Origin of the sequence: Xanthomonas sp. BRIP62418, from assembly GCF_003993495.1 — a bacterium.
GTDB lineage: Bacteria > Pseudomonadota > Gammaproteobacteria > Xanthomonadales > Xanthomonadaceae > Xanthomonas > Xanthomonas euroxanthea.
In genome coordinates this window covers 19,309-38,922 of sequence record NZ_QEZG01000037.1, presented here as the reverse complement: position 1 = coordinate 38,922, position 19,614 = coordinate 19,309, and the positions used below count along the sequence as shown (strand labels likewise).

The following is a 19,614-nucleotide window of genomic DNA, read 5'->3' as shown; positions in this document are numbered from 1 at the left end:
GAGTAATGGCTGAAGTTAGCCGCATTACACCAGAAGAAGTGTCTGACGCAATCGAGAAGTTACTCGCTTCCGGCCAGGCTCCTACGCATATGAGCGTACGCGAGATATTGGGGAGCCGGGGAAGCGGCCCGGTGCTGTCTAAGTTCATCGGCAGATGGTTTCAAGAGCACGGCGCGGACTACTTCGTAAAGGTCTCGGACGCCCGCTCGCGTAAGCCGATCGCCGACATTGGTGCGCAATTGCGACAGGCTGCTGAGCAGGCAGCACAAGTAGTCTCCGACGTGGAGCGTGAGCGTCACGAAGCGCTGAGCGCTCGTGAGAATGCTGTGGAAGAACGGTCGCTGCTGTTGGACGCCAGAGAGGAAACATTACTCGCTGAGCAAGCAAAGATGGCCGAGCGCGCCAGTGAGCAAGAGCGACTGATTCACGAGCTACAAGCGGATAAAACCAACCTCGCGTCGCGTCTGGATCAAGCGCGTCTGGATCGGCTGCAGGTTGAGTCAGAACTTCGAGAGCTGAGTTCCGCCATGGCCGGCGTGCGAGATAAGCTGGGTGTTGCGCTGCAAGAAATCGCAGTGAGCAAAGAGCGTGAACAGGCAAGTCAACTTGTATTGGCTGAAGCCCGCCGTGAGCGTGACGCGACAAGTAAGCGTTTCGAGCGTTTTGAAGATGGATACGCGAAGATATTGAATGCCATACATCGCTTGCGCGAGTCGGGGCAAGAACAGGGAACGAATCTGCTTGACTCACTCCAAAAGCTTTCTGAACGCCTGGAGCTACATCAGACGCAACTCGATGCAAAGGCTTCTGAGCTAGCTGCAGCCTCGCTTAGGGCTACGACATTGGAGGATAGGCTCCTGCAGTCAGAAACGCTGCTCGCAGCAGCGCATGGTGAGGCACGCACTCTCTCCGCGGCCTTAGTTGAACATATGCACACGATCGATCAACTGCGCGTCGAGCGTGATGCGGCTCTCGAACTTGCTACATCGGTTTCTTCGAGCCTAGCGACGATCTCCAGGTACTTTGAGAGTAATGGTAATCATGGGACAGAGGATGATCCAACGTGAGCGCACCGATTGAGACCGATTTTGAAGGTATGCCCACAACCGCCGCCTTGGATGCCATCTTGCGCGAAGCACTGGCGCTTGCTGGTAGCAGAGGTCTGCGGGTATCCGACTTGCTCACTCGTTCACCGCTCCGTCAATTCGTGCTCAAGCACAAGGCGCAGCCTTTTGCGGCACAAGGTGAACCGCCTGTTACGCGAGTGAAAAGACACCTTCAAGCGATGCGCGCCTCCGGCGCCGCGCATGTTGACGCAGGTTGTTGGACGCTGACACAAGCGCCGCAGCACTGCCAACTTTATCAACTCGATGTGACCACCTATCAGCCTGACAAGTACGTCCTGCTCAACACCGACGACGGAAGTGCCTGGCGTGGTGATGTCACCACGCCAGGGATCGCACATGCGCGATGGCTTCGGGCTGCGGATGGTGCTGTGGGAGCAGTCCATATCCTGCGGCAGGCTCTAGAGGGCGTGCTGGAGCATAGCGATCCGGACAACTGCCCCAATACCAAAGCGCCGGATCGCCGTAACCCTGACTGCGCTGTGTGCCATGCAATGCATATTCTAGGAACAAGCGTCCATGTTTAATGCCATCCCAATGAAAGCCGCACTGGATTTCCTTCGAGAGCTATCTAGTACATCTGCAGCTGTGTCGCTTCCTCTCTCATTACTGTCAGCAGCACTATGGTCGACGGTTAGGTATGAGCCAGGATCAACGGACGGCTCAGACTTCTGTCTAACCGTTTTTAAAATGAGCGCACTGTATTTCGTAGCCTCTATAACTGGCTATGTAGCATTCACCCGTAAAGCAGGTCGGATCGCGGATTAAATATGGACAACCAAGCCGTATCACTATTGTGGCAGTAGGCGTCGTTGGCGTACTTATGCCAATTCTCTTTATCAAGGGAGTACCGAGGATTATCAAGCTTAGTGCTATTGCTAAGCATCTGAAGCGGAAGAGGATGATTTTTCATGCAGGTTGAAGACCAATTGCTACCCGTTGTACTGGTTGCCAGTACTACCGTCCGGTGTGTCAGCTGCAACACCCTGCTGGCGACGGCATACCCAAACGACATAGCTATGACCGTGCCCGATACCCATCTTGCCGACGATGGCGATGCCATCCCGCGTGCACCGCGCCAGGCCGACGGCGCGCCCTGCATCTCGATGGCGATGCTCGGTGCTTGCCCGCAATGCCACACGCGGCAGTGGTATTTAGAAGTCACCCGACATCCCGGCGGGGAGAGCAAGATGTACGACACGCTCGCCAGCTATGACACGTGGGAGCAGCTGTTTGTCACGTCGACGGCGGTAGACGCGCGACCGTGGCGGATCTACGCAGTGGACACCGCCGATGGTGCGGTGCATCGGCATGTCATCGGCCCGATGCCGATTCTCGACATCACCGGAGCCATCAATGCGAGCGGCGTCAGTGCGTGCGGCAGCGGCACGTTTTGGCGCGACGCGGCGAGCGTCGCCACAGCCCTGCTGCCACAGCTGGAAGCTGTGGAGCGCCAGCTAGCAAATCGCACTGGCTATGCTCATTCGATTTTTCGCGATGAATCCTGGCTGTTGACGAGCCAGATGGGAGCTGAGCGAGTTCGCCTTAGCGATGAGTTGCAGTCAATCGGTTTTGATAGTGCCCTTGTCATTCACGTGCCAGAGGTGTCCCGTGATGCGTAACTTCGACTGGTCCCAATTCTCCCCGCTCGATCATCTGATCGCTCTGGCGCTGATCGTCGGATGGGTGGTGTTGACTTGCCTGTTAGCGTCGCTCGCGATGAACCTCGCTTCACGCGTGTGTTCACTGGTATTTGGACCACGCTCCGGCGATCGCAGCCCGTGAGACGTGGGTGCGTAGTATGGCAAAGGTATTCACTAAGAGAGGCAAGCCGTGGATAGGAAAACCAGCACTGCGTTTCTAACTCTATTTGCTATCGGCGCGGTCTGCGGTGCGTCCCTTGTCCTGAATGCAATCTATCTCACGCTTGGGGGCGCACAGGCCGACCCGATGGTGCTGGCGCTTGGGTTAGTCGCTGGCGTGCTGCTGCTGGCCGGCATGGGCCGCGCTGCCTTCAGCGCTGGATATGACTTGCTGGATGATGTTATGGACTCGAGCAAGACAACTCCCACAACCGACGAGAAATGACACCATGACGAAGAATTACCCTATGAAATTCTTCCAGCGGCTGTGGGACTCGGGCGCGTGGATATTGCCCGTCATCGGCGTGGTTTCGTTCTGTTGTGTGGTATGGCCAGCCCAGACGAGTGGTTGCATTCATCTGGTGATGGCTGGTCTGACGCTCTGGGCGATGGTTGTGTTCTATCAGAACGAGTTGCGCGATACCGACGAAGCACCCTTAGTCGAATTCAAGCCATCGCGGGGCCGACCGAATGACTAAGAGCGACCCCATAAAATTCCTCCGGTGGCTATTTGAGTCTGGCATGTGGACCCGCACGTGGCCTCGCTTGGCGTTGGCGGCGGGGAACCTGGTGTTCGCTGGGCTGTGCTTGTGGGCGGCGTATGCGATCCATCGCGGGCAGCTCCTTTAGAGCTGATCTTGATAGAGCAGTGTCAGCATGCTGCTCTAGGCAGATCATCCAAGGAAGTAGTGAATCGACCAGACAAAAGATTCTGCCGCGATGCCCATCCGGGTGATTTCTGCCAGCCGCTTGCACCCAGCCCGGCCGTGCCGCGGCCGAACCGCCGGTTGATGGCATCCAGGGTGCTCATTAGCTTGTCGTCGCCTATGCGTGCCGGGGTGAAGAGGTCGCCCTGCAGATCCTCGGGTGCGGAGAGATCCATTAGGCAAACGCCGGCCTTCTTGTATGTGAAGCCATCTCGCATGAGGCCCTGGAGCAGCCGGCGGACAACCGTTAGCACCACGCGGCTGTCGGATGTAGCCGAGGCAAGCGGCGCGGTGCGTGATGGGTTGTGCTGCGGCACGCCTGGCTTGAACGAATCCGTCTCGGCAAAGATGCCAATGGCGCATGTGGTCAGCCCGCGAGCGCGCAGCTTCTCGGTGGCACGCATGGCGAAGGTGGCCAGCGCCTCTGACATGGCTTGCGGGTCGCTTACCCATGTCCCGAACGATCGGCTGACCATGATTTGCTGCCGGTCTGGCTCGACCTCTTCAAGCTCGAGGCAGGCGTGACCCTGCAGCTCGCGCTGCGTGCGCGCCATCACCACTCCGAACTCTGCAAGCAGGTCGTCTGCAGCCGCATCCCGCAGATCCGCTGCCGTATACACACCGCGTGCCTGCAGCCTGGCGCTCCAGCGCCTACCAACGCCCCAGATGTCGCCAACCGACGTTGCCTGCAGCACGGCATCGAGCTCGCTTGCACTGAGCGCTGCCAGGTCACAGACGCCGGCCAGATCGGCCGGGTAGCTGCCAGGTTTGCGCGCCGCATCCTTGGCGACCCGGTTGGCCAACTTGGCCAGGGTCTTCGTCGGCGCGATGCCGATGCAGTTCGGGATGCCAGTCCATTGGTGAACGCGCTCGCGCAGGTCGACCGCCAGCTGCCGGCGATCGCGGATCCCGGCCAGGTCAAGGAAAGACTCGTCAATGGAGTACACCTCCACACGCGGCGCGGCTTGGCGAAGGATCACGCTGATGCGCGAAGCGATGTCGCCGTACAGACCGAAGTTTGCGGAGCGCAACGCCAGCCTCCGGCGGATCTGCGTGGGCACCTTGTGGATGGGCTGTCCCATTGTCACGCCTAGCGCCTTGGCCTCGTCAGATCGAGCAATGGCGCAGCCATCGTTGTTGCTCAGCACGACCAACGGCCTGCCACGCAGTTCGGGCTGGAACACCCGCTCGCAGCTGGCGTAGAAGTTATTGCCGTCGATCAACGCGAACATCAGCGCCCAGCCCGGGAATGGGCGCGCGTGATCTGGCGGACCACGCCCACGACCGCGAAGACCTCGACCTCTGTGCCTGGCGCCAGGACGATCGGCGCGCAGTGTGGGCTCCGGCTGTGGAGCTCGATGTGGTCGACCGCGACTTGAAGGATCTTGCAGACCGGCTGATTACCATCCCAGATGGCGAGCACCATGTCTCCGTTGATCGGACTCACCGAACGGTCCACAACAAGGATATCCCCGTCGCAGACGCCGGCCAGGATCATGCTCCAGCCCTCGGCTCGATACAGGAACGTCGCCGGCGGATTCCGGATCAACACCCGGTTGAGATCGAGCTCGTCGTCTTGGAAGTCTTCAGCCGGCGAAGGGAAACCGAGCCGGATCCGAACTGCACTTATCGGCAAATTGAGGGGCGCCGGATCGATGCACGCGGGGCCAAGCAGACTGGCGTAAGTGTGAGCTGGAGGAAGACGCATCATTTGCCGAACTTTTGAGTTTAGGAGTCTCAAAGTCCGAGACGGCAAGCTACGTTAGCAAAATTACTAACAGTGAGCTTGTTGACTTTCCTGACGGCGTTCAGGAACTAGGAGGTCCTAGTCCCAAGATGTGTACCCAATTACGCTAGTCACTCGCCGCCAGGCGCGAAGGCTTTCTAGACATGCGCCACTTCTACTTGGTCCAGTGACCGCCCTCTTGTTTCTCTGCCGCCAAAGCGCCGGCACTGCCGGCGCTTTGGCGTCTTATCTGCTACTCGAAAGTGCTGACATCCATGTTCGATTGATGCCTATACACCATGGCCTCAGCATCATCGAAGTCACATTCAACGCCGGGGACTTCAGCGTACCCAAGCACTAGTGCAGCGAGGCATCTCTTACGTCCATCTACAACGTCGAAGCGCCCTGCAGTTACTGCAGGGCGCAGAAGGACGGGAAATAGCATGCCGTTGACGCGAATAGTAGGCAATCACCTAAACCGGTGACAGGCAGCGGCCAGCAAGGATGCCAACCCAGAGTGCGAGACGGGAAAACCAAGCACTCATTCCACGCCACGTATCAATGACCGCAGAGAGTTCTGTCGTCGAATTTGGGGCAGCTTGCCGGTAGCGCTCTGAAAAAGAGGCAACTTGTTGGAGGCCTATCGACGTTGGGGCATTTGTCGGTGCCAGTTGGGGCATATGCTGGCTGCCAGTGGGGCGATTCAGTGTCGGCAATCACCGGCGCCGTCCGGCGGTAACGCTGCAGCACGGCCGGATTGGGCGGCGTCAGACCGGCCGGGCTGGCCTTTCAGTACACATATAGGGGAGCCCGCAGAATTCGGAAAAAATCGTACGCTAAGGTTTTCCGGGCAACCGTAGCGGCCTGAACTTCCCGTCCTCCAGCCTGCGGCTCTGCCGCCAGACGTAATCGCCGGTCAGGTTGATGTGTTCCCAGCCCAGCGGCGACAGGTATTGCAGCAACTCACCGTTCACCGGCTTGCCGACCTCGACCAACCCCTGAGTGGCGCGCTCCAGGTACACCGTGTTCCACAACACAATGGCGGCCGTCACCAGGTTCAGGCCGCTGGCCCGGTAGCGCTGCTGCTCGAAGCTCCGATCCCTGATCTCGCCGAGGCGGTTAAAGAACACCGCCCTGGCCAGGGAGTTGCGCGCTTCACCCTTGTTCAGTCCAGCATGCACGCGGCGGCGCAGTTCGACGCTTTGCAGCCAGTCGAGGATGAACAGGGTGCGTTCGATCCGGCCCAGCTCGCGCAGGGCCACGGCAAGGCCATTCTGGCGTGGATAGCTGCCGAGCTTTCGCAGCATCAGCGAGGCAGTGACGGTGCCCTGCTTGATCGAGCTGGCGAGGCGCAGGATGTCGTCCCAATGGGCGCGGACGTGCTTGATGTTCAGGGTGCCACCAACCATTGGGCGCAATGTCGGGTAGTCCTGGACGCTATTCGGCACATACAGCTTGGTTTCGCCGAGGTCGCGGATGCGCGGTGCGAAGCGGAAGCCCAGCAGGTGCATCAGGGCGAAGACGTGATCGGTGAAACCGGCCGTGTCGGTGTAGTGCTCCTCGATCCCCAAGTCGGACTCGTGGTACAGCAGGCCGTCGAGCACATAGGTGGAGTCACGCACGCCGACATTCACCACGCGGGTGCTGAACGGTGCGTACTGGTCGGAGATATGGGTGTAGAACAGTCGCCCCGGCTCGCTGCCGTACTTCGGGTTGACGTGCCCGGTGCTTTCGCCCCGGCCGCCCGCCCGGAAGCGCTGGCCATCGGAGGATGAGGTGGTGCCGTCGCCCCAGTGGGCGGCGAAGGCATGGCGGTACTGGTGGTTGACCAGCTCGGCCAGGGCCGCCGAATAGGTTTCGTCGCGGATGTGCCAGGCTTGCAGCCAGGACAGCTTGGCGTAGGTCAGGCCGGGGCTCGACTCGGCCATCTTGGTCAGCCCGAGGTTAATCGCATCGCCCAGGATTGCTGACAGCAGCAATGTCCTGTCTTTGGCCTCGGCACCGTCCTTCAGGTGGGTGAAGTGGCGGCTGAAACCCGTCCAGTCGTCCACATCCATCAGCAGTTCGGTGATCTTGATGCGCGGCAACAGCTGACTGGTCTGGTCGATCAGCGCCTGCGCGGTATTGGGCACCGCAGAATCCAGCGGGGTGATCTTCAGCCCGGACTCGGTGAGGATGGCATCGGGCAGCTCGTTGTCCTTGGCCAGCCGGGTTACGGTGGCCAACTGCTCGTCCAGCAGCTGTAAGCGCTCTTCCAGGTACTGGTCGCTGTTCGGGTTGATCGCCAGGGGCAGGGCCTGTTCCCGCTTGAGCGCGGCGAACTTCTCTGCCGGCAGCAGGTAGTCGTCGAAGTCGCGGAACTGCCGTGAACCCTTGACCCAGATGTCACCGGAGCGCAGGGCGTTCTTCAGCTCGGACAGCGCGCAGATTTCGTAGAAGCGTCGGTCGTGGCCTTCCGGGGTGATCACCAGCGGCTTCCAGCGCGGCTTGATGAAGGCGGTAGGGGCATCCGCCGGCACCTTGCGCAGGTTGTCGGCGTTCATCTCGCGCAGGGTCTGCACGGCCGCCAGCACGCCTTGCGCGGCCGGTGCAGCGCGCAGTTCCAGCACCTCCAGCAGGGCCGGCGTGTAACGGCGCAGGGTGGCGAAGTTCTCGCCGACCAGGTGTAGGTGGTCGAAGCCCTCCGGCCGGGCCAGCAGCTCGGCCTCGCTGACGCTCTCGGTGAATTCGTCCCAGGGAATCACCGCCTCGATGGCGGCGTACGGATCGCTGCCGTTTTCCTTTGCCTCCAGCAGAGCCTGGCCGATCTTCGAGTACAGGCGCACCTTGTCATTGATCGCCTTGCCCTGCTTCTGGAACTGCTGCTGATGCTTGTGCTTCGCGCCGCTGAACAGCTTGACCAGGATGCGGTCGTGCAGATCGACCAACTCATCAATCACAGTCGCGGTGCTCTCCAGCACTACGGCGGCCAGGGTCGCGTAGCGCCGCTGCGGCTCGAACTTGCCAAGGTCTTTGGGCGTCATCTGCCCCCCTTCGCGGGCCAGCTTGAGCAGGCGGTTCTGGTGGATGTGCCGGCCCAGCCCTTCGGGCAAGTCCACCAGCTGAAATGTCTTCAGCCGCTCGATGTGCTTAAGCATGTGCCGAGAGTTGGGTTTCAGCGGTGCCTGGCGCAGCCAGGTCAACCAGGTGATGCTGCTGCCGGCCTTGAGCTTCAGCAGTTCGTCCAGCTTGGCACGGTGCGAGTCCGTGAGTGGTTCGACCAGGGCGCGGTAGACCCGCCGATTAGCCCGCGCAATGGCCTCCGAGCAGGCCCGATCAATTACGCTCAGCGCCGGCAGGATGCGCCGCTTCTGCCGCAGGCTCTCCAGAGCCTGGCTGGCCAGCAGCAAGCCCTTGTCGGTCTGCTGGGCCAACTCGGTCAGCTCGCGCACGAGGTTGCGGAAGTCGGACAGGCCAAACGGGGCCAGTTGCAGGTAGGTGCGCAGTTCATGGGCGTGCTCGCGGCGGGTCACGTCGCGTTCGCCGTACTTCGCCCAACTCGCCGGGTCGGCCTGAACCTGCTTGGCCACCCACAGGATGACCGGCTCGGGCGGCTCGCTGTCGGTGCCCAACGCATAGCCGGGGTAGCGCAGCAGGCTGAGCTGCACCGCGAAGCCTAGGCGGTTGGCGTCGCCGCGCCGCTGGCGGATCAGCGACAGGTCGGAGTCGTTGAAGGTGTAGTAGCGGATCATGTCATCCTGGCTTTCTGGCAACGCAAGCAGGGTGTCCCGCTCCGTGGCCGAGAGGATCAAGCGACGCGGCATGTATCAGTCGTCCGTGCGGAGGTACTGGTAGAGGGTTTCCCGGCTGATGTTGAACTCGCGGGCAAGCTGCGCCTTGGGCTCGCCGGCCGTCGCTCGCTGCCGCAGGGTAGCAGCCTGCTCATCGGACAGGGCTTTCTTGCGGCCTCGGTACGCGCCACGCTGCTTGGCCAAGGCGATACCCTCACGCTGCCGCTCGCGGATCAGGGCGCGCTCGAACTCGGCGAAGGCACCCATCACCGACAGCATGAGGTTGGCCATCGGCGAGTCCTCGCCGGTGAAGACTAGGCCCTCTTTCAGGAATTCGATACGCACGCCGCGCTGGGTCAGCTTCTGCACAAGGCGGCGCAGGTCATCGAGGTTGCGCGCCAGGCGATCCATGCTGTGCACTACCACGGTGTCACCTTCGCGGACGAAGCTCAGCAGCGCTTCGAGCTGGGGGCGCTGAGTGTCCTTGCCCGAGGCCTTGTCGGTGAACACCTTGCTCACCTCGGTCTCCTCCAGCTGGCGTTCCGGGTTCTGGTCGAAGCTGCTGACCCGGACGTAGCCAATGCGATGTCCCTGCACGCCTACTGCTCCGCCGAGAAATGGCGCTCGGGCCAACGCCAACGGCGGATGCGCTCCCACAACACTTTGCCGCCAATCCCAACATCGTTCTTGTCGGGATCGAGATTGAGTAACAATGCCAGTCGAGCGATCGCGCTCTGCATCGGGTACATGTTCCCGTAGCCAGCGATCTTTCGCAGGATTTCATTCTCGCTCTTCTCTAACTCTTCGGGAGTATTGAAGGTGGTGGCATAGTCAGTGATCACTGCTGAAGCGGCATCCAAGGCGCTGTAGGTTTCTCGAAGCACTTCGAGCACTTCATGAGTGAGTGCCCCCAGCTCGACTTGGGTTCCATCCGGCAAGGTGGCGATCCCCTTCTCGAAAAAGATCACCCCGTCACGTAGATAAAGTGCCTGGAGGGCATCTACCCCAACGAACGACGGCGCGTCCTGGTCTACCGCAGGCCTGCCGAGAATGTGGCAATGCAAATGCAGGCTCGCGGCTCGAAGCAAACGCCGCGCCTCGGGAGTTGGTGGATTTATCCAAGGGTCTGCCTGCTCCCGCCGCCAGACAACCGTTCCCCACCACAGCCCGGCGACTACCAACCCTAATCCAACCCATAGAAAGGTCATCAGAACAACTCCGCGTTGAAGGTGAGCAAGGGGGCTAAGTGCACTTTCTGTTCCGTTGCGCCTCAAGCCCTGCTTTTGTCAGGCTGAAATCTATGACCTTTGCGGGCATGTGTCAAAGAATGCGAAAGAAGATGTCGTTTTCAGAAGACGGCTGCACTGAACGTCAGAAGCCGACTGCACTATAGCAGCGGAGGGGTTGGATCCATCAGGCAACGACGGGCTGCTGCCGGCCAATAGCCGACAATGACGACACTGGAAATCCCCGCCTGTGAGCGTCGGCTCAGGGCGGGACAGCGTCATCCAGCTACCTGCGCCACTGACTCAGCCTTGTCCAGCCGGCCGCGCCGCACGAACAGACTGACCAGCCGTTGACGGATCGCCACCTGGAGTTCCGCCAGTTGTTCCGGCGTGATGCGAATTTCACCCGCTCGACGAGCGCAACACCGGCGCCGCCTACGCCAAGAACCGGCGAATCGAACTCAAACTCACGAACCGCTGAGCGCCGCGTCACCGCGCTGCTGCGCCAGCCAGTCGCGCGGGGCGCAGCCCATGCGCACGCGGAAGGCGCGCGCCAGAGCGTTCGGGCTGCCGTAGCCGACGCGGTCGGCCACCACCGCCACCGGCCGCCCCTGCTTGAGCAGGGTGCAACTGACGTTCATCCGCCAGTCGGCCAGATAGTCGCCCGGCGTGACGCCCACCGCGTCCTTGAACGCGGCGGCGAAGCGCGCGCGTGACATGCCCGCCTTCGCCGCCAGCGCCTCGAGCGACCACGCGGTCTGCGGCGCATCGTGCATGGCGGTTATGGCGCGCGCGAGTTTCGGGTCGGCCAGGCCCGCCAGCAGTCCGGTGGCGCCAAGCCGCCCATCCATCAGATAACGCAGCAACTGGATCAGTAGCAACTCGCACAAGCGGTCGATGGCGGCCTGCCGACCGCACTGGTCGCGCTCGGCTTCGGCAAACAGCAACTCTAGCGTCGGCCCGAGGCCGGGCAAGTCCGCCAACGGAATCAGCAGCATCGACGGCAAGGCCATGGCCAACGGATTGCCCGTCGAAGCGCCCAGGTCGACCTCCGCACACAACTGCTCAGCGGTATCGCCGGGGGCGGCGACAAAACGATGCGACGCCACGCGCGGATAAAACAGCAGGCTCGGCTCGGTAACCAGCAGATCTTCATGCACGGGCGAACGCGCCGTAATCGGGCCGCGCCGCACCAGATGGATATAGCCATGCGGCGCCGCGTAATGATGCTGCCCACAGAAGGCGCCGCTGTGAAAAACGCGCGCCGAAAGCGAGTAGTGCCGGAGCAAGCCGGCCAGTCGATCCGCCATTCCACTCTCCATATAAGACGATAGGTTACGTATTTGATACTTTACGTGCCATATCGTACCAAACAAAGGGCGATCATGCCCACGTGCTCTTGCACCTCACCCACTACGGAGATAGACATGACCCAAATCGCCCCCCTGACCATCGACACCGCTGACGCCGCTACCGCTGCCACACTCAAGGCCGTCAAAGCCAAGCTTGGCATGGTGCCGAACCTGTTCGCCACGCTGGCCCACGCGCCGGCGGCGCTCAATGGCTACCTCGGCTTGTCCGAAACGCTGGGCACCGGCCGCCTGAATGCCTCCCAGCGCGAGATCGTTGCGCTCGCTGCCGCTCAAGCCAATCGCTGCCAGTATTGCCTGAGCGCACACACCCTGATCGGCAAAGGTGCCGGACTGTCGGCAGAGGCCATCGCCGCGGCCCGCACCGGCCAGGCGGCCAACGCACTTGACGATGCAATCGCCGGCTTTGCCCGCGCGCTGGTCGAGCAACGCGGCGTGGTGTCGGCCGACGCCATGGCCAACTACCGCCGCGCGGGGCTCGACGACGGCCTGATACTGGAAGTGATCGCCAACGTCGCGCTGAACACGCTCACCAACTACACCAACCACATCGCCGACCCCACGGTGGATTTCCCCGTGGTCGCCGTCTGATCTCCATAGGCATATAAGGAGAACACGATGAAAATCGCACTCACCGGCGCTCTGCTCGCCAGCGCCCTCGTCCTGCCACTGGCCGTCACGGCCGGCGACTAAAGGCCTCGGCCGAGCACTACCGCAAGACCGGCAAGTTCTTGGACGGCGCCACGCTGGTGAAAGAGATCCGCAAGCTCGAAACCAGCGCCATGACCACTGGCAACCCTGTGGTCTGGGGTTCCGATGCGGCCGTGTGGTTCGTGATGGTCAAGGACGCCAAAGGCCGTTTCGCCAGCAACCCCTTGTGGGGCGACGGCTGGGGCTGGGCGCTGTTCAAGGCCGACGCCCCCGCCAAGAATGTCGCCGTCAGCTACGAAGCCGACTGCATGGGCTGCCATGTGCCGGCGGCCAAGACCGACCGCGTATTCATCCAGGGCTATCCGACACTGACCCAGCACTGACTTGCTGCCGGGTTACGCTTCGCGCAGGATGGCACCTCCGTCCTGCGCGAGCCACCCTTTCCGGAAGCGCGCCATGCCGACACTCGACGCCTTTCTGACCGACGTCCGCGCCTGCACGCGCTGCGCACCGCATCTGCCACACGGCGTGCAGCCGGTCTTCCAGTTTCACCCGAGTGCGCCCATCCTCATCGCCGGCCAAGCACCGGGGGCCCGGGTCCATGCCTCAAGCGTGCCCTTCGACGACGCCAGCGGCGCGCGTCTGCGCGCCTGGCTGGGCGTGGACCGCGACACCTTCTACGACCCTACCCGCATCGCCATTCTGCCCATGGGCTTCTGTTATCCGGGCACCGGCAAAAGCGGTGACCTGCCGCTACGCCCGGAGTGCGCCCCCCGCCTGGCGCGAAGCCTTCATGCAGCGTTTCGAGCGCCTGTCGCTGGTCATCGTGCTGGGCAGCTACGCCATGGACTACCACCTCGGTACTGAGGGTCGGCAGGGAATCGTTACGTACAGGGCCAAAAACCACCTAAGCGATTGAAACGCAATGATAATTGCCTTGTCCCGATAGCGCATCTCCCCGTCTATGGGGCCTGTTCAAGGACTTTCGCTGTATAGCTCAGCGGCGCCACTTCCCTATCAAGGTCGAGATGGTAGTCGCCGAAGCGGTTGATGTGGCTGGTCCGAAACGGCGACAGTCCGGCCAGGATCTCGGGCGTCAGTTCAACTCCCTCCTTCCGCATCTCAGCCAAGGTCCGGCTCATGCCTTCTACGTTGTGGAGGATGATCATGTTAGCGACCAGCTGGCTGTACTTGATGATCTTGCGCTGCTCGTGTTGGACGTTCTCAGCAATGATCCCCTGGCTGCCAAAGAACACCCATTTTACGAAGCCGTTGTACTCCTCGCTCTTGTTGGTCGCAGCATGGATCGTTTTCCGAATCTCGTTGTCATCGATGTAGCGCAGCAAGAACAGCGTTCGGACGGCCTTGCCAAGTTCCCGGAAGGCGAAGTACAGCTTGTTCTTCCGGCTGTAGGTGCCCAGCCGGCGCAGGATCGAGGACGCGGTGATCTTCCCCAATCGGATCGAGATCACTACCCGCAGCATGTCGTGGAGATGGGTGGCGATCAGTTGCCAGTCGATGCTGTCTCCGAACAGTGCCTGGATGTTCTTATAGGTCCTGCCAGGTTCAGGCCGGAAGAATGTGAGATCCTTGATGTTTCGTATCCTGGGCATCAGCTGGATGCCCAGCATGTGGGCCAAACCGAAGACCGGATAGCTTTGGGCCTGCGTGTCGCCATGGACGATCTCGGGCTGGATGTCGGACGTGTTGGCCAGCAGGCCATCGAGGATGTAGATGCCCTCGTGCACGCCACAGGGAATGAAGTGGCTGAACAGCGCCACGTATTTGTCGGACACATGGTAGTAGCCGATGCCGCCGTAGCCGCCGTAGCGGATGTGGTACTCCGACAGCAGGTTGTCCTCGTACACGCTCCACTTGGTGCCATCTGCTGACGCGCTCTTGCCGCTGCCCCAATAGCCCGGCAGGTCAAATTTGTTGTAGGTATTGATGACCTCCACGATGGCCTTCTCAAGGACATCTTCGGTCACGTATTTGAGGTTGAGCCAAGCGACCTGGCGACGGCTGAAGCCCTTGATCGACCGCGCCGTCTGCGTCGGACCCAAGTTGCAGCCATAGCAAAACAGCGTGGTGATCACCCGTCGAGGGAGATCTTCAACCTGGCTCTCGGTGCCGGCGATCGGACGGAAGAATCGGTGCAGATCCAGCCATTGGCTGGCGTCGATCAGGACATCGACGATGCTGGACTCCGGGAGCCGTTCGGCGATGAGGCGGTCCACGGTGGCAATGGCGCTTGAGACCTCGGCGCGTTGCCCCTTCCGCAGTACCAGGCGTCCTTCCAGAATGTCCGCATGAACATTCTCGGGGAAACGCTCGTCAACTTCGTCGGCCAAGTCGGTCAGTTGTGCGCGCAACCCGGCCACGAAAGTCGCAGCGTCGGTGGGCAAGCCTGACACCTGGCCATAGGCTTCCAGTTCCTGGGCCAAGGTGGCTTCATCGACCAGCTGCTCGCGGTAGTCGTCAAATCGTTCGCTGCTCGGGATGAAGAGATCTCCCGACTTCAGTTCGTCCTTGACCTGCACCAGCACGGCCAGCTCGAAGTACTTACGGTGCATCCAGCCGGCGCCTGCCGCGCTGGCCCGCTTGCCAAACACGTGCTGACGCCAGAGCTTGGACATCCAATCGAAGTCCTTTTCCGGGTCCAGGCCGAGGGATGCGACCTCGATCAGCTCACGGCGTTGGTTGCGCAGCGACAGCACCGCTGCAATCAACGGCTCCATGCCGGCATCGTGGCTGGTTGCCCGCAAGTTCATCAGCTCCAGCCCATTGAACAGCAGCGGCCTGACCGCGCCGTAGGGTTGCAGCATGAAAGGCAGATAGTTCTTTCCTGCGTATGCCATATGTTCTTCGCATTCGGCCAACAAGGTCGACACTTCCGCTTCCAGACTGTTATCGATGGCATCCACGCGCTGACTATCGCTGCCGTCGAGCTGATAGGCCTGCAGGATTTCCTTGAGCTGGCCGATCAGGAAGTCGGCCCGCTTGGCATGTTCGAGCTGGTAGGCCAGCAGCTTTTGCTGGGCCGTGTTCTCCAGCCCGCGCACCTGCTTGATGAACAGCTCGGCTGCGTCATCCAGCGTCTTGGCATGCTGGGCGCGAATGAAGATGGTGGCCAACGCATAGCGCTTGTCCGGAGCCAGTTCGGCTAACTCGCTGGCGTCATAGGCGCGAGCCATTGCACGGAATTGCTTGAGCTTGGGCACCGGCACATCGATGGGAGGCAGCTGCTCGGCCAACTGCTGCAGCATGCGGATGTGCTGCAGATAGAACCGGACCTCCTTGTTGGTCGGTCGGCCAGGCTCGCGCTTGAGCGATTGCCAGCCAGTAAATCTGGAGCCTTCCGGTGCGCGCAGCAATTCGTCAATGAGCGTGCGCGTGGCAGGCGTCAGCGCGTGACTGATGCTGCGGTAGTAGCCCAGATTGACCCGTTCACGTGCGCCGATGGCGGCCAGCTCCAGGGTGCGGAAGCCTGGCAGTTCGTAGCGGTGGTGCACCAGCTCTTCGAGCAGGACGTTCACGATGTCCGGGATGGTGTGCTTGGTCTGGGCTGCTCCGGTGGCCACCGTGTCCAGCCAGGCCAAGCCTGATTTGTCCAGGGGATGTACCCCGATGAACTGCCGAAGCTGCGGCATATGGCGGCGCTGGCTACCGGAAGCGTCGTAACGTTCGAGCTGGTCGGTGTCCAATACGCGCCCGAGTCGGGCGGCCTTGGCGATGTGCTTCCGGATCCGCTCGGGCACTTCGGCTAACACCGTGAAGTAACCCAGGCGCTGGAAGAGCTTGAGATGAATCAGTACCGCCAGCTGCGGTCCCGGCTGGGTGGTCAGCTGCTTGGCGAATGCAATCTCAGCGGCGGTGGGGGTATAGATCTCCTCCAGTTCCTTGGCGGTGGGATCAGGCTTCAGTCGCGGGTAGGCGGTCTCGTGAAGGGTAGCCATTGGATCCGGAGGTTATGAGGGGATCAATCCCAGTGCCGGCCGTCGTCTGTATTGAGAGACGCTTCCAGGAAACACTGGTGCGTATCGGCCATGCGGTGCATGTCATCGAGCAACGTGGCCAGGATTTCATCCAGATCCCGGTCGGGATCGGTGGGAACAGTCAACTGGTACTCGCTGCTGGCAGTGTTCAGGCGCACAGCCTGGAACGGGGCCAAGCAGATCTCTTCGATCCGGCCTCGGGCCTTGGCCGCGCCGCGGCCCGTGCGGGCAAACGGGGTCAGCACCATGCGCAGGCGCAGCTGCAAGGCCGGTTTGCCCTCGGGCGCCGGCAGTGCCATCGCCGGTACCGGCGCGGTTGGACTGGGCAGGCTTGCTTCAATGCGGTCACGGGCAAAGGGGTCACGCCCGTCCAGATAGCGCATGGCCGACTGCACATCGCGCCAGCCCACGTACTCCATCAGCGCCTTCATGTCCCAGCCTTGGTCGTTGGCCCAGCTGGCAAAGCCGCGGCGCAACGAATGGCTGCTGTGGAGCCCCGCATCGGCAAAGCCGGCACTGGTCAGCAACTCGCGTAGCAGGCGCACCAAGCTGTTGGGATGCAGGCCCTCGGCGCTCACCTGGCCCCATTGGTTAACCGCCCGAAACACCGGCCCTTCGTGCAGGTCGGCCGCCTGCAGCCACACCTGGGTCGCCTCCACCGGGCACAACCGCGACAACGCCGGCACCTTGTAGGTGACGCCGGCGGCCTGGCGGTCGCCCTTGCTGCGCGGCAGGAAACAGGTCATCCCCTGTCCCGGCACCAGCGTGAGATGGGCCACGTCCAGACGCAGCAGTTCATCGCCACGGAAGCCCCGCCAGAATCCGAGCAGCACCAACGCTCGGTCGCGTTGATGGCGCAGCGCCGCCGCTCCGTCGCCCCGGGCATGCGCCGCCGCGATCGCGGCAGCCAACCAGTCATCGAGCTCGACCAGCCGCCGAATCTGCAGCGGCGCGGCTTGCTTGACCTGGCCCGGGTGCAGGGTCTGGATGCCTTTGAGCACCTTGCGCACCAGCGGCGACCGGGTCGGGTCGACAAAGCCGTGGTCGCGGTGCCAAGAGGCAATGGCGGCCAGCCGGTGGCGAAGCGTGCTGGCGGCTAGGGTCTGCGCATACGCGGCCAGGTACCGCGCCACGCTGTCCGGTGTCGCTGGGAGGTGGCCTTGCCATTCAACCTCGAAGTGCCGCAGCGCCGACGCATAGCTGCGCACCGTGTTCTGGCGCGTGGCTGCATCGAGGTAGCGGTCCAGTTCGGTCACTGGCGCGTGGCCTCCACAGCGACCGGCTGCCGCAGGGTCGACAGGATGGTGCATTCAGCCCGCTGCCCACCGTGGCAACTGGCAATCACCCGTTCCAACTCGGTGGCCATGCGCTCCAGGTCGGCCATGCGCGCCCGCACGTCGGTCAGATGGCTGCGTGCCAGCCGGTCCACGTCCCCGCACGAAAGCTCCTCATCGCCGGCCAGCTGCAGCAGGCTGCGGACCTCCTCCAGGCTGAAGCCTAGGTCCCGGCCGCGCGCAATGAAGCGCAGCCGCTCGATGTCGGCCGGGCCATAGACCCGGTAGCCATTGCCCGAGCGCCCCGGGCGCGGCAACAGGCCGATCCGCTCGTAATAGCGGATCGTCTCCAGGTGGCATCCACTGGCGTCGGCAGCCTCACTGATTTTCATTCGTAGTACGCTTGACTCCGTAGTAGCTACGGACTTTACACTCACCTGCTGTGTCATGCCAGCGACCCGCCCGGGCCCGGCTTCCCTGCGACTGGAGATGTTCCGATGAGTGATTGCGGCTGCCACCACGAGGCCAAGAATGCGCAGGAGCGGCGCGTCCTCTGGATCGCCCTAGCGTTGAACGCGGCGATGGCCGTGATCGGCGGCATCGCCGGCTGGATTGCCCATTCCACTGGCCTGCTGGCCGACGCTCTGGACATGCTGTCCGATGCCACCGCCTATGCCATTGGCCTGGTCGCTATCGGGCGCACGGCGCGCTTCAAGGCCAATGCCGCTTGGGTCAGCGGCAGCGTGCTGCTTGTGCTGGGTGTGGGCGTGTTGGTTGAGGTGGGCCGCCGGGTGATGTACGGCGCCGAGCCGGTCAGCGGCTGGATGATTGGCACCGCCCTGCTGTCGCTGGCGGTCAATATGGCGGTGCTGCGCATGCTGGCACCGCTAAAGTCCGGCGAAGTGCATCTGCGAGCGACGTGGCTGTTCACGCGGGCCGATGTGGTCGCCAATGTTGGGGTGATCCTGGCCGGTCTGTTGGTGTGGTGGCTGGCCAGCCCGTACCCGGATTTCGTGATCGGCGCCCTGATCGGCCTGTATGTGATCAAGGAAGCCTTCGAGATTTTAGGTGATGCCCGCCGGGCAGGTGCCGACGCGCGCAAGACGGCTGCATGACCAGGCTTGGCCGACTGAGCTCGGACTCTGGCGGCTGCGCTTGAACCCGGCACTGTCACGTGGCGCAGCTGGCCCCCGACCTAATCCGTCGCAGCTCAATCTGCGTGACCGTGCGGAAGCTCAGGCAAAACGTTAACTTTCTGTTCTTCGGATGCCGGATTCCGTCAATTTCCCGCGCCAGCTTTTGCCTGGCCACCTGACTCGCAGAGGCCACTCGAGCCCGCGAGATTGATGAATAAGCGTCAGCTTGCTGATGAGCGGGACCCAAGGTATCTTTCCGGCCTCAAATGTATCAGTCCTAGCCACACGTGCCTTCCATTGTCATCCATGCCAAGCGCTACGCTCTGGCACTGCTGCTCGCAGTGATGATCATCGTGCCTGTCGTTGATGCTTCGGTCTGCTTCTCTGAGGAGCAGTCACACCAGGAAGTGGCAGGGCCAGGCGATGGCCACCCCGATAAGGCGCATGCCGCTTGTGGTCACGGTCACTGCCACCACAGCAGCACTTTTGTGGCGTCCAACGGTTTCACCAGTGCCGAAGCCGCAAGAAATGAAGGCGGGCACACGTTCTACGAACAGCCCATGACGTCCCACATCCCGGACACGCTGATTAGACCTCCCAGGCTTTGATCGCATAACAGGCGCAACGCGCCTGTCAGTCCTTCTGCGATCACCTTTGTGTAGGTCTTTCCATGAACACATCTTGTTGCTGGGCGCTCCGTGCGCTCGGCCGACGCGTGGCTGCACGTGCAGTCGCCGGCCAGTACTGCGCCGCCTTGAAGAAGGCGACCTGAA

The 19,614-nt window shown here is 62.0% G+C and carries 19 protein-coding genes; 10 read left to right on the top strand and 9 right to left on the bottom strand.

Annotated features, from left to right (window positions below; translation table 11 throughout):
• The first annotated feature begins 5 nt into the window (after nucleotides 1–5).
• From EO174_RS11280 to EO174_RS11260, 6 genes are all read left to right on the top strand, one after another.
• Nucleotides 6–1,067, top strand: coding sequence for a DNA-binding protein (locus tag EO174_RS11280; RefSeq protein ID WP_039423725.1), 1,062 nt, complete (start codon nucleotides 6–8; stop codon nucleotides 1,065–1,067).
• Nucleotides 1,064–1,651 carry a hypothetical protein gene (locus tag EO174_RS11275; protein ID WP_126936940.1) on the top strand — a complete coding sequence of 196 codons (588 nt, stop codon included), beginning with the start codon at nucleotides 1,064–1,066 and terminating at the stop codon, nucleotides 1,649–1,651. The genes EO174_RS11280 and EO174_RS11275 overlap by 4 nt, the downstream gene beginning before the upstream one ends.
• A 492-nt stretch (nucleotides 1,652–2,143) precedes the next feature.
• Nucleotides 2,144–2,746: a hypothetical protein gene (locus EO174_RS11270; RefSeq protein WP_224096881.1), complete on the top strand. Its 603-nt coding sequence runs from the start codon at nucleotides 2,144–2,146 to the stop codon at nucleotides 2,744–2,746.
• On the top strand, nucleotides 2,739–2,909 hold the full coding sequence (locus EO174_RS22925; RefSeq protein ID WP_155767704.1) for a hypothetical protein: 171 nt from the start codon (nucleotides 2,739–2,741) through the stop codon (nucleotides 2,907–2,909). Before EO174_RS11270 ends, EO174_RS22925 begins: the two co-directional genes overlap by 8 nt.
• A 48-nt stretch (nucleotides 2,910–2,957) precedes the next feature.
• The gene (locus EO174_RS11265) at nucleotides 2,958–3,212 is read left to right on the top strand and encodes a hypothetical protein (RefSeq protein ID WP_039420065.1); all 255 of its coding nucleotides are present in this window, start codon (nucleotides 2,958–2,960) and stop codon (nucleotides 3,210–3,212) included.
• Between the two features lie 4 nt (nucleotides 3,213–3,216).
• Complete coding sequence (locus EO174_RS11260; protein WP_039428403.1) at nucleotides 3,217–3,465, top strand: hypothetical protein; 249 nt, start codon at nucleotides 3,217–3,219, stop codon at nucleotides 3,463–3,465.
• 173 nt (nucleotides 3,466–3,638) lie between these two features.
• On the opposite strand, the gene EO174_RS11255 is transcribed toward EO174_RS11260, so the two are convergent.
• The 6 genes from EO174_RS11255 to EO174_RS11215 form a co-directional block, all read right to left on the bottom strand.
• A complete protein-coding gene (locus tag EO174_RS11255; RefSeq protein ID WP_039420069.1) occupies nucleotides 3,639–4,925 on the bottom strand; it encodes a Y-family DNA polymerase in 1,287 nt (428 codons plus the stop codon).
• Complete coding sequence (locus EO174_RS11250; RefSeq protein WP_039420071.1) at nucleotides 4,925–5,404, bottom strand: S24 family peptidase; 480 nt, start codon at nucleotides 5,402–5,404, stop codon at nucleotides 4,925–4,927. Before EO174_RS11250 ends, EO174_RS11255 begins: the two co-directional genes overlap by 1 nt.
• An 851-nt stretch (nucleotides 5,405–6,255) precedes the next feature.
• Entirely contained in the window at nucleotides 6,256–9,222 is a 2,967-nt protein-coding gene (locus EO174_RS11235; RefSeq protein WP_126941428.1) for a Tn3 family transposase, read from the bottom strand.
• Nucleotides 9,223–9,225: 3 nt separating this feature from the next.
• Complete coding sequence (locus EO174_RS11230) at nucleotides 9,226–9,786, bottom strand: recombinase family protein (protein ID WP_014003957.1); 561 nt, start codon at nucleotides 9,784–9,786, stop codon at nucleotides 9,226–9,228.
• 2 nt (nucleotides 9,787–9,788) lie between these two features.
• Nucleotides 9,789–10,397, bottom strand: coding sequence for a hypothetical protein (locus EO174_RS11225; RefSeq protein ID WP_014003956.1), 609 nt, complete (start codon nucleotides 10,395–10,397; stop codon nucleotides 9,789–9,791).
• Between the two features lie 485 nt (nucleotides 10,398–10,882).
• The gene (locus tag EO174_RS11215; protein ID WP_003830784.1) at nucleotides 10,883–11,725 is read right to left on the bottom strand and encodes an AraC family transcriptional regulator; all 843 of its coding nucleotides are present in this window, start codon (nucleotides 11,723–11,725) and stop codon (nucleotides 10,883–10,885) included.
• A 117-nt stretch (nucleotides 11,726–11,842) separates the two neighbouring features.
• Here EO174_RS11215 and EO174_RS11210 point away from each other — a divergent pair, with 117 nt between their 5' ends.
• From EO174_RS11210 to EO174_RS11200, 3 genes are all read left to right on the top strand, one after another.
• The gene (locus EO174_RS11210) at nucleotides 11,843–12,376 is read left to right on the top strand and encodes a carboxymuconolactone decarboxylase family protein (protein WP_003830783.1); all 534 of its coding nucleotides are present in this window, start codon (nucleotides 11,843–11,845) and stop codon (nucleotides 12,374–12,376) included.
• A gap of 158 nt (nucleotides 12,377–12,534) precedes the next feature.
• Nucleotides 12,535–12,819: a cytochrome P460 family protein gene (locus tag EO174_RS11205; RefSeq protein ID WP_229006821.1), complete on the top strand. Its 285-nt coding sequence runs from the start codon at nucleotides 12,535–12,537 to the stop codon at nucleotides 12,817–12,819.
• 73 nt (nucleotides 12,820–12,892) lie between these two features.
• Nucleotides 12,893–13,303, top strand: a complete 411-nt coding sequence (locus EO174_RS11200) for a uracil-DNA glycosylase family protein (RefSeq protein ID WP_206514246.1) — start codon at nucleotides 12,893–12,895, stop codon at nucleotides 13,301–13,303.
• A 95-nt stretch (nucleotides 13,304–13,398) separates the two neighbouring features.
• Here the strand turns inward: EO174_RS11200 and EO174_RS11195 are convergent, their stop codons facing one another.
• Genes EO174_RS11195 through EO174_RS11185 form a run of 3 tightly spaced genes read right to left on the bottom strand, consistent with a single transcriptional unit; the run spans nucleotide 13,399 to nucleotide 18,097 of the window.
• Nucleotides 13,399–16,392 carry a Tn3 family transposase gene (locus EO174_RS11195; protein ID WP_099539826.1) on the bottom strand — a complete coding sequence of 998 codons (2,994 nt, stop codon included), beginning with the start codon at nucleotides 16,390–16,392 and terminating at the stop codon, nucleotides 13,399–13,401.
• Nucleotides 16,393–16,415: 23 nt separating this feature from the next.
• The gene (locus tag EO174_RS11190) at nucleotides 16,416–17,687 is read right to left on the bottom strand and encodes a site-specific integrase (protein WP_017355000.1); all 1,272 of its coding nucleotides are present in this window, start codon (nucleotides 17,685–17,687) and stop codon (nucleotides 16,416–16,418) included.
• A complete protein-coding gene (locus EO174_RS11185) occupies nucleotides 17,684–18,097 on the bottom strand; it encodes a helix-turn-helix domain-containing protein (RefSeq protein ID WP_014159604.1) in 414 nt (137 codons plus the stop codon). The genes EO174_RS11190 and EO174_RS11185 overlap by 4 nt, the downstream gene beginning before the upstream one ends.
• 105 nt (nucleotides 18,098–18,202) lie before the next feature.
• On the opposite strand from EO174_RS11185, the gene EO174_RS11180 reads away from it, so the two are divergent.
• On the top strand, nucleotides 18,203–18,820 hold the full coding sequence (locus tag EO174_RS11180; protein ID WP_014159605.1) for a cation transporter: 618 nt from the start codon (nucleotides 18,203–18,205) through the stop codon (nucleotides 18,818–18,820).
• Nucleotides 18,821–19,614 lie beyond the last annotated feature (794 nt).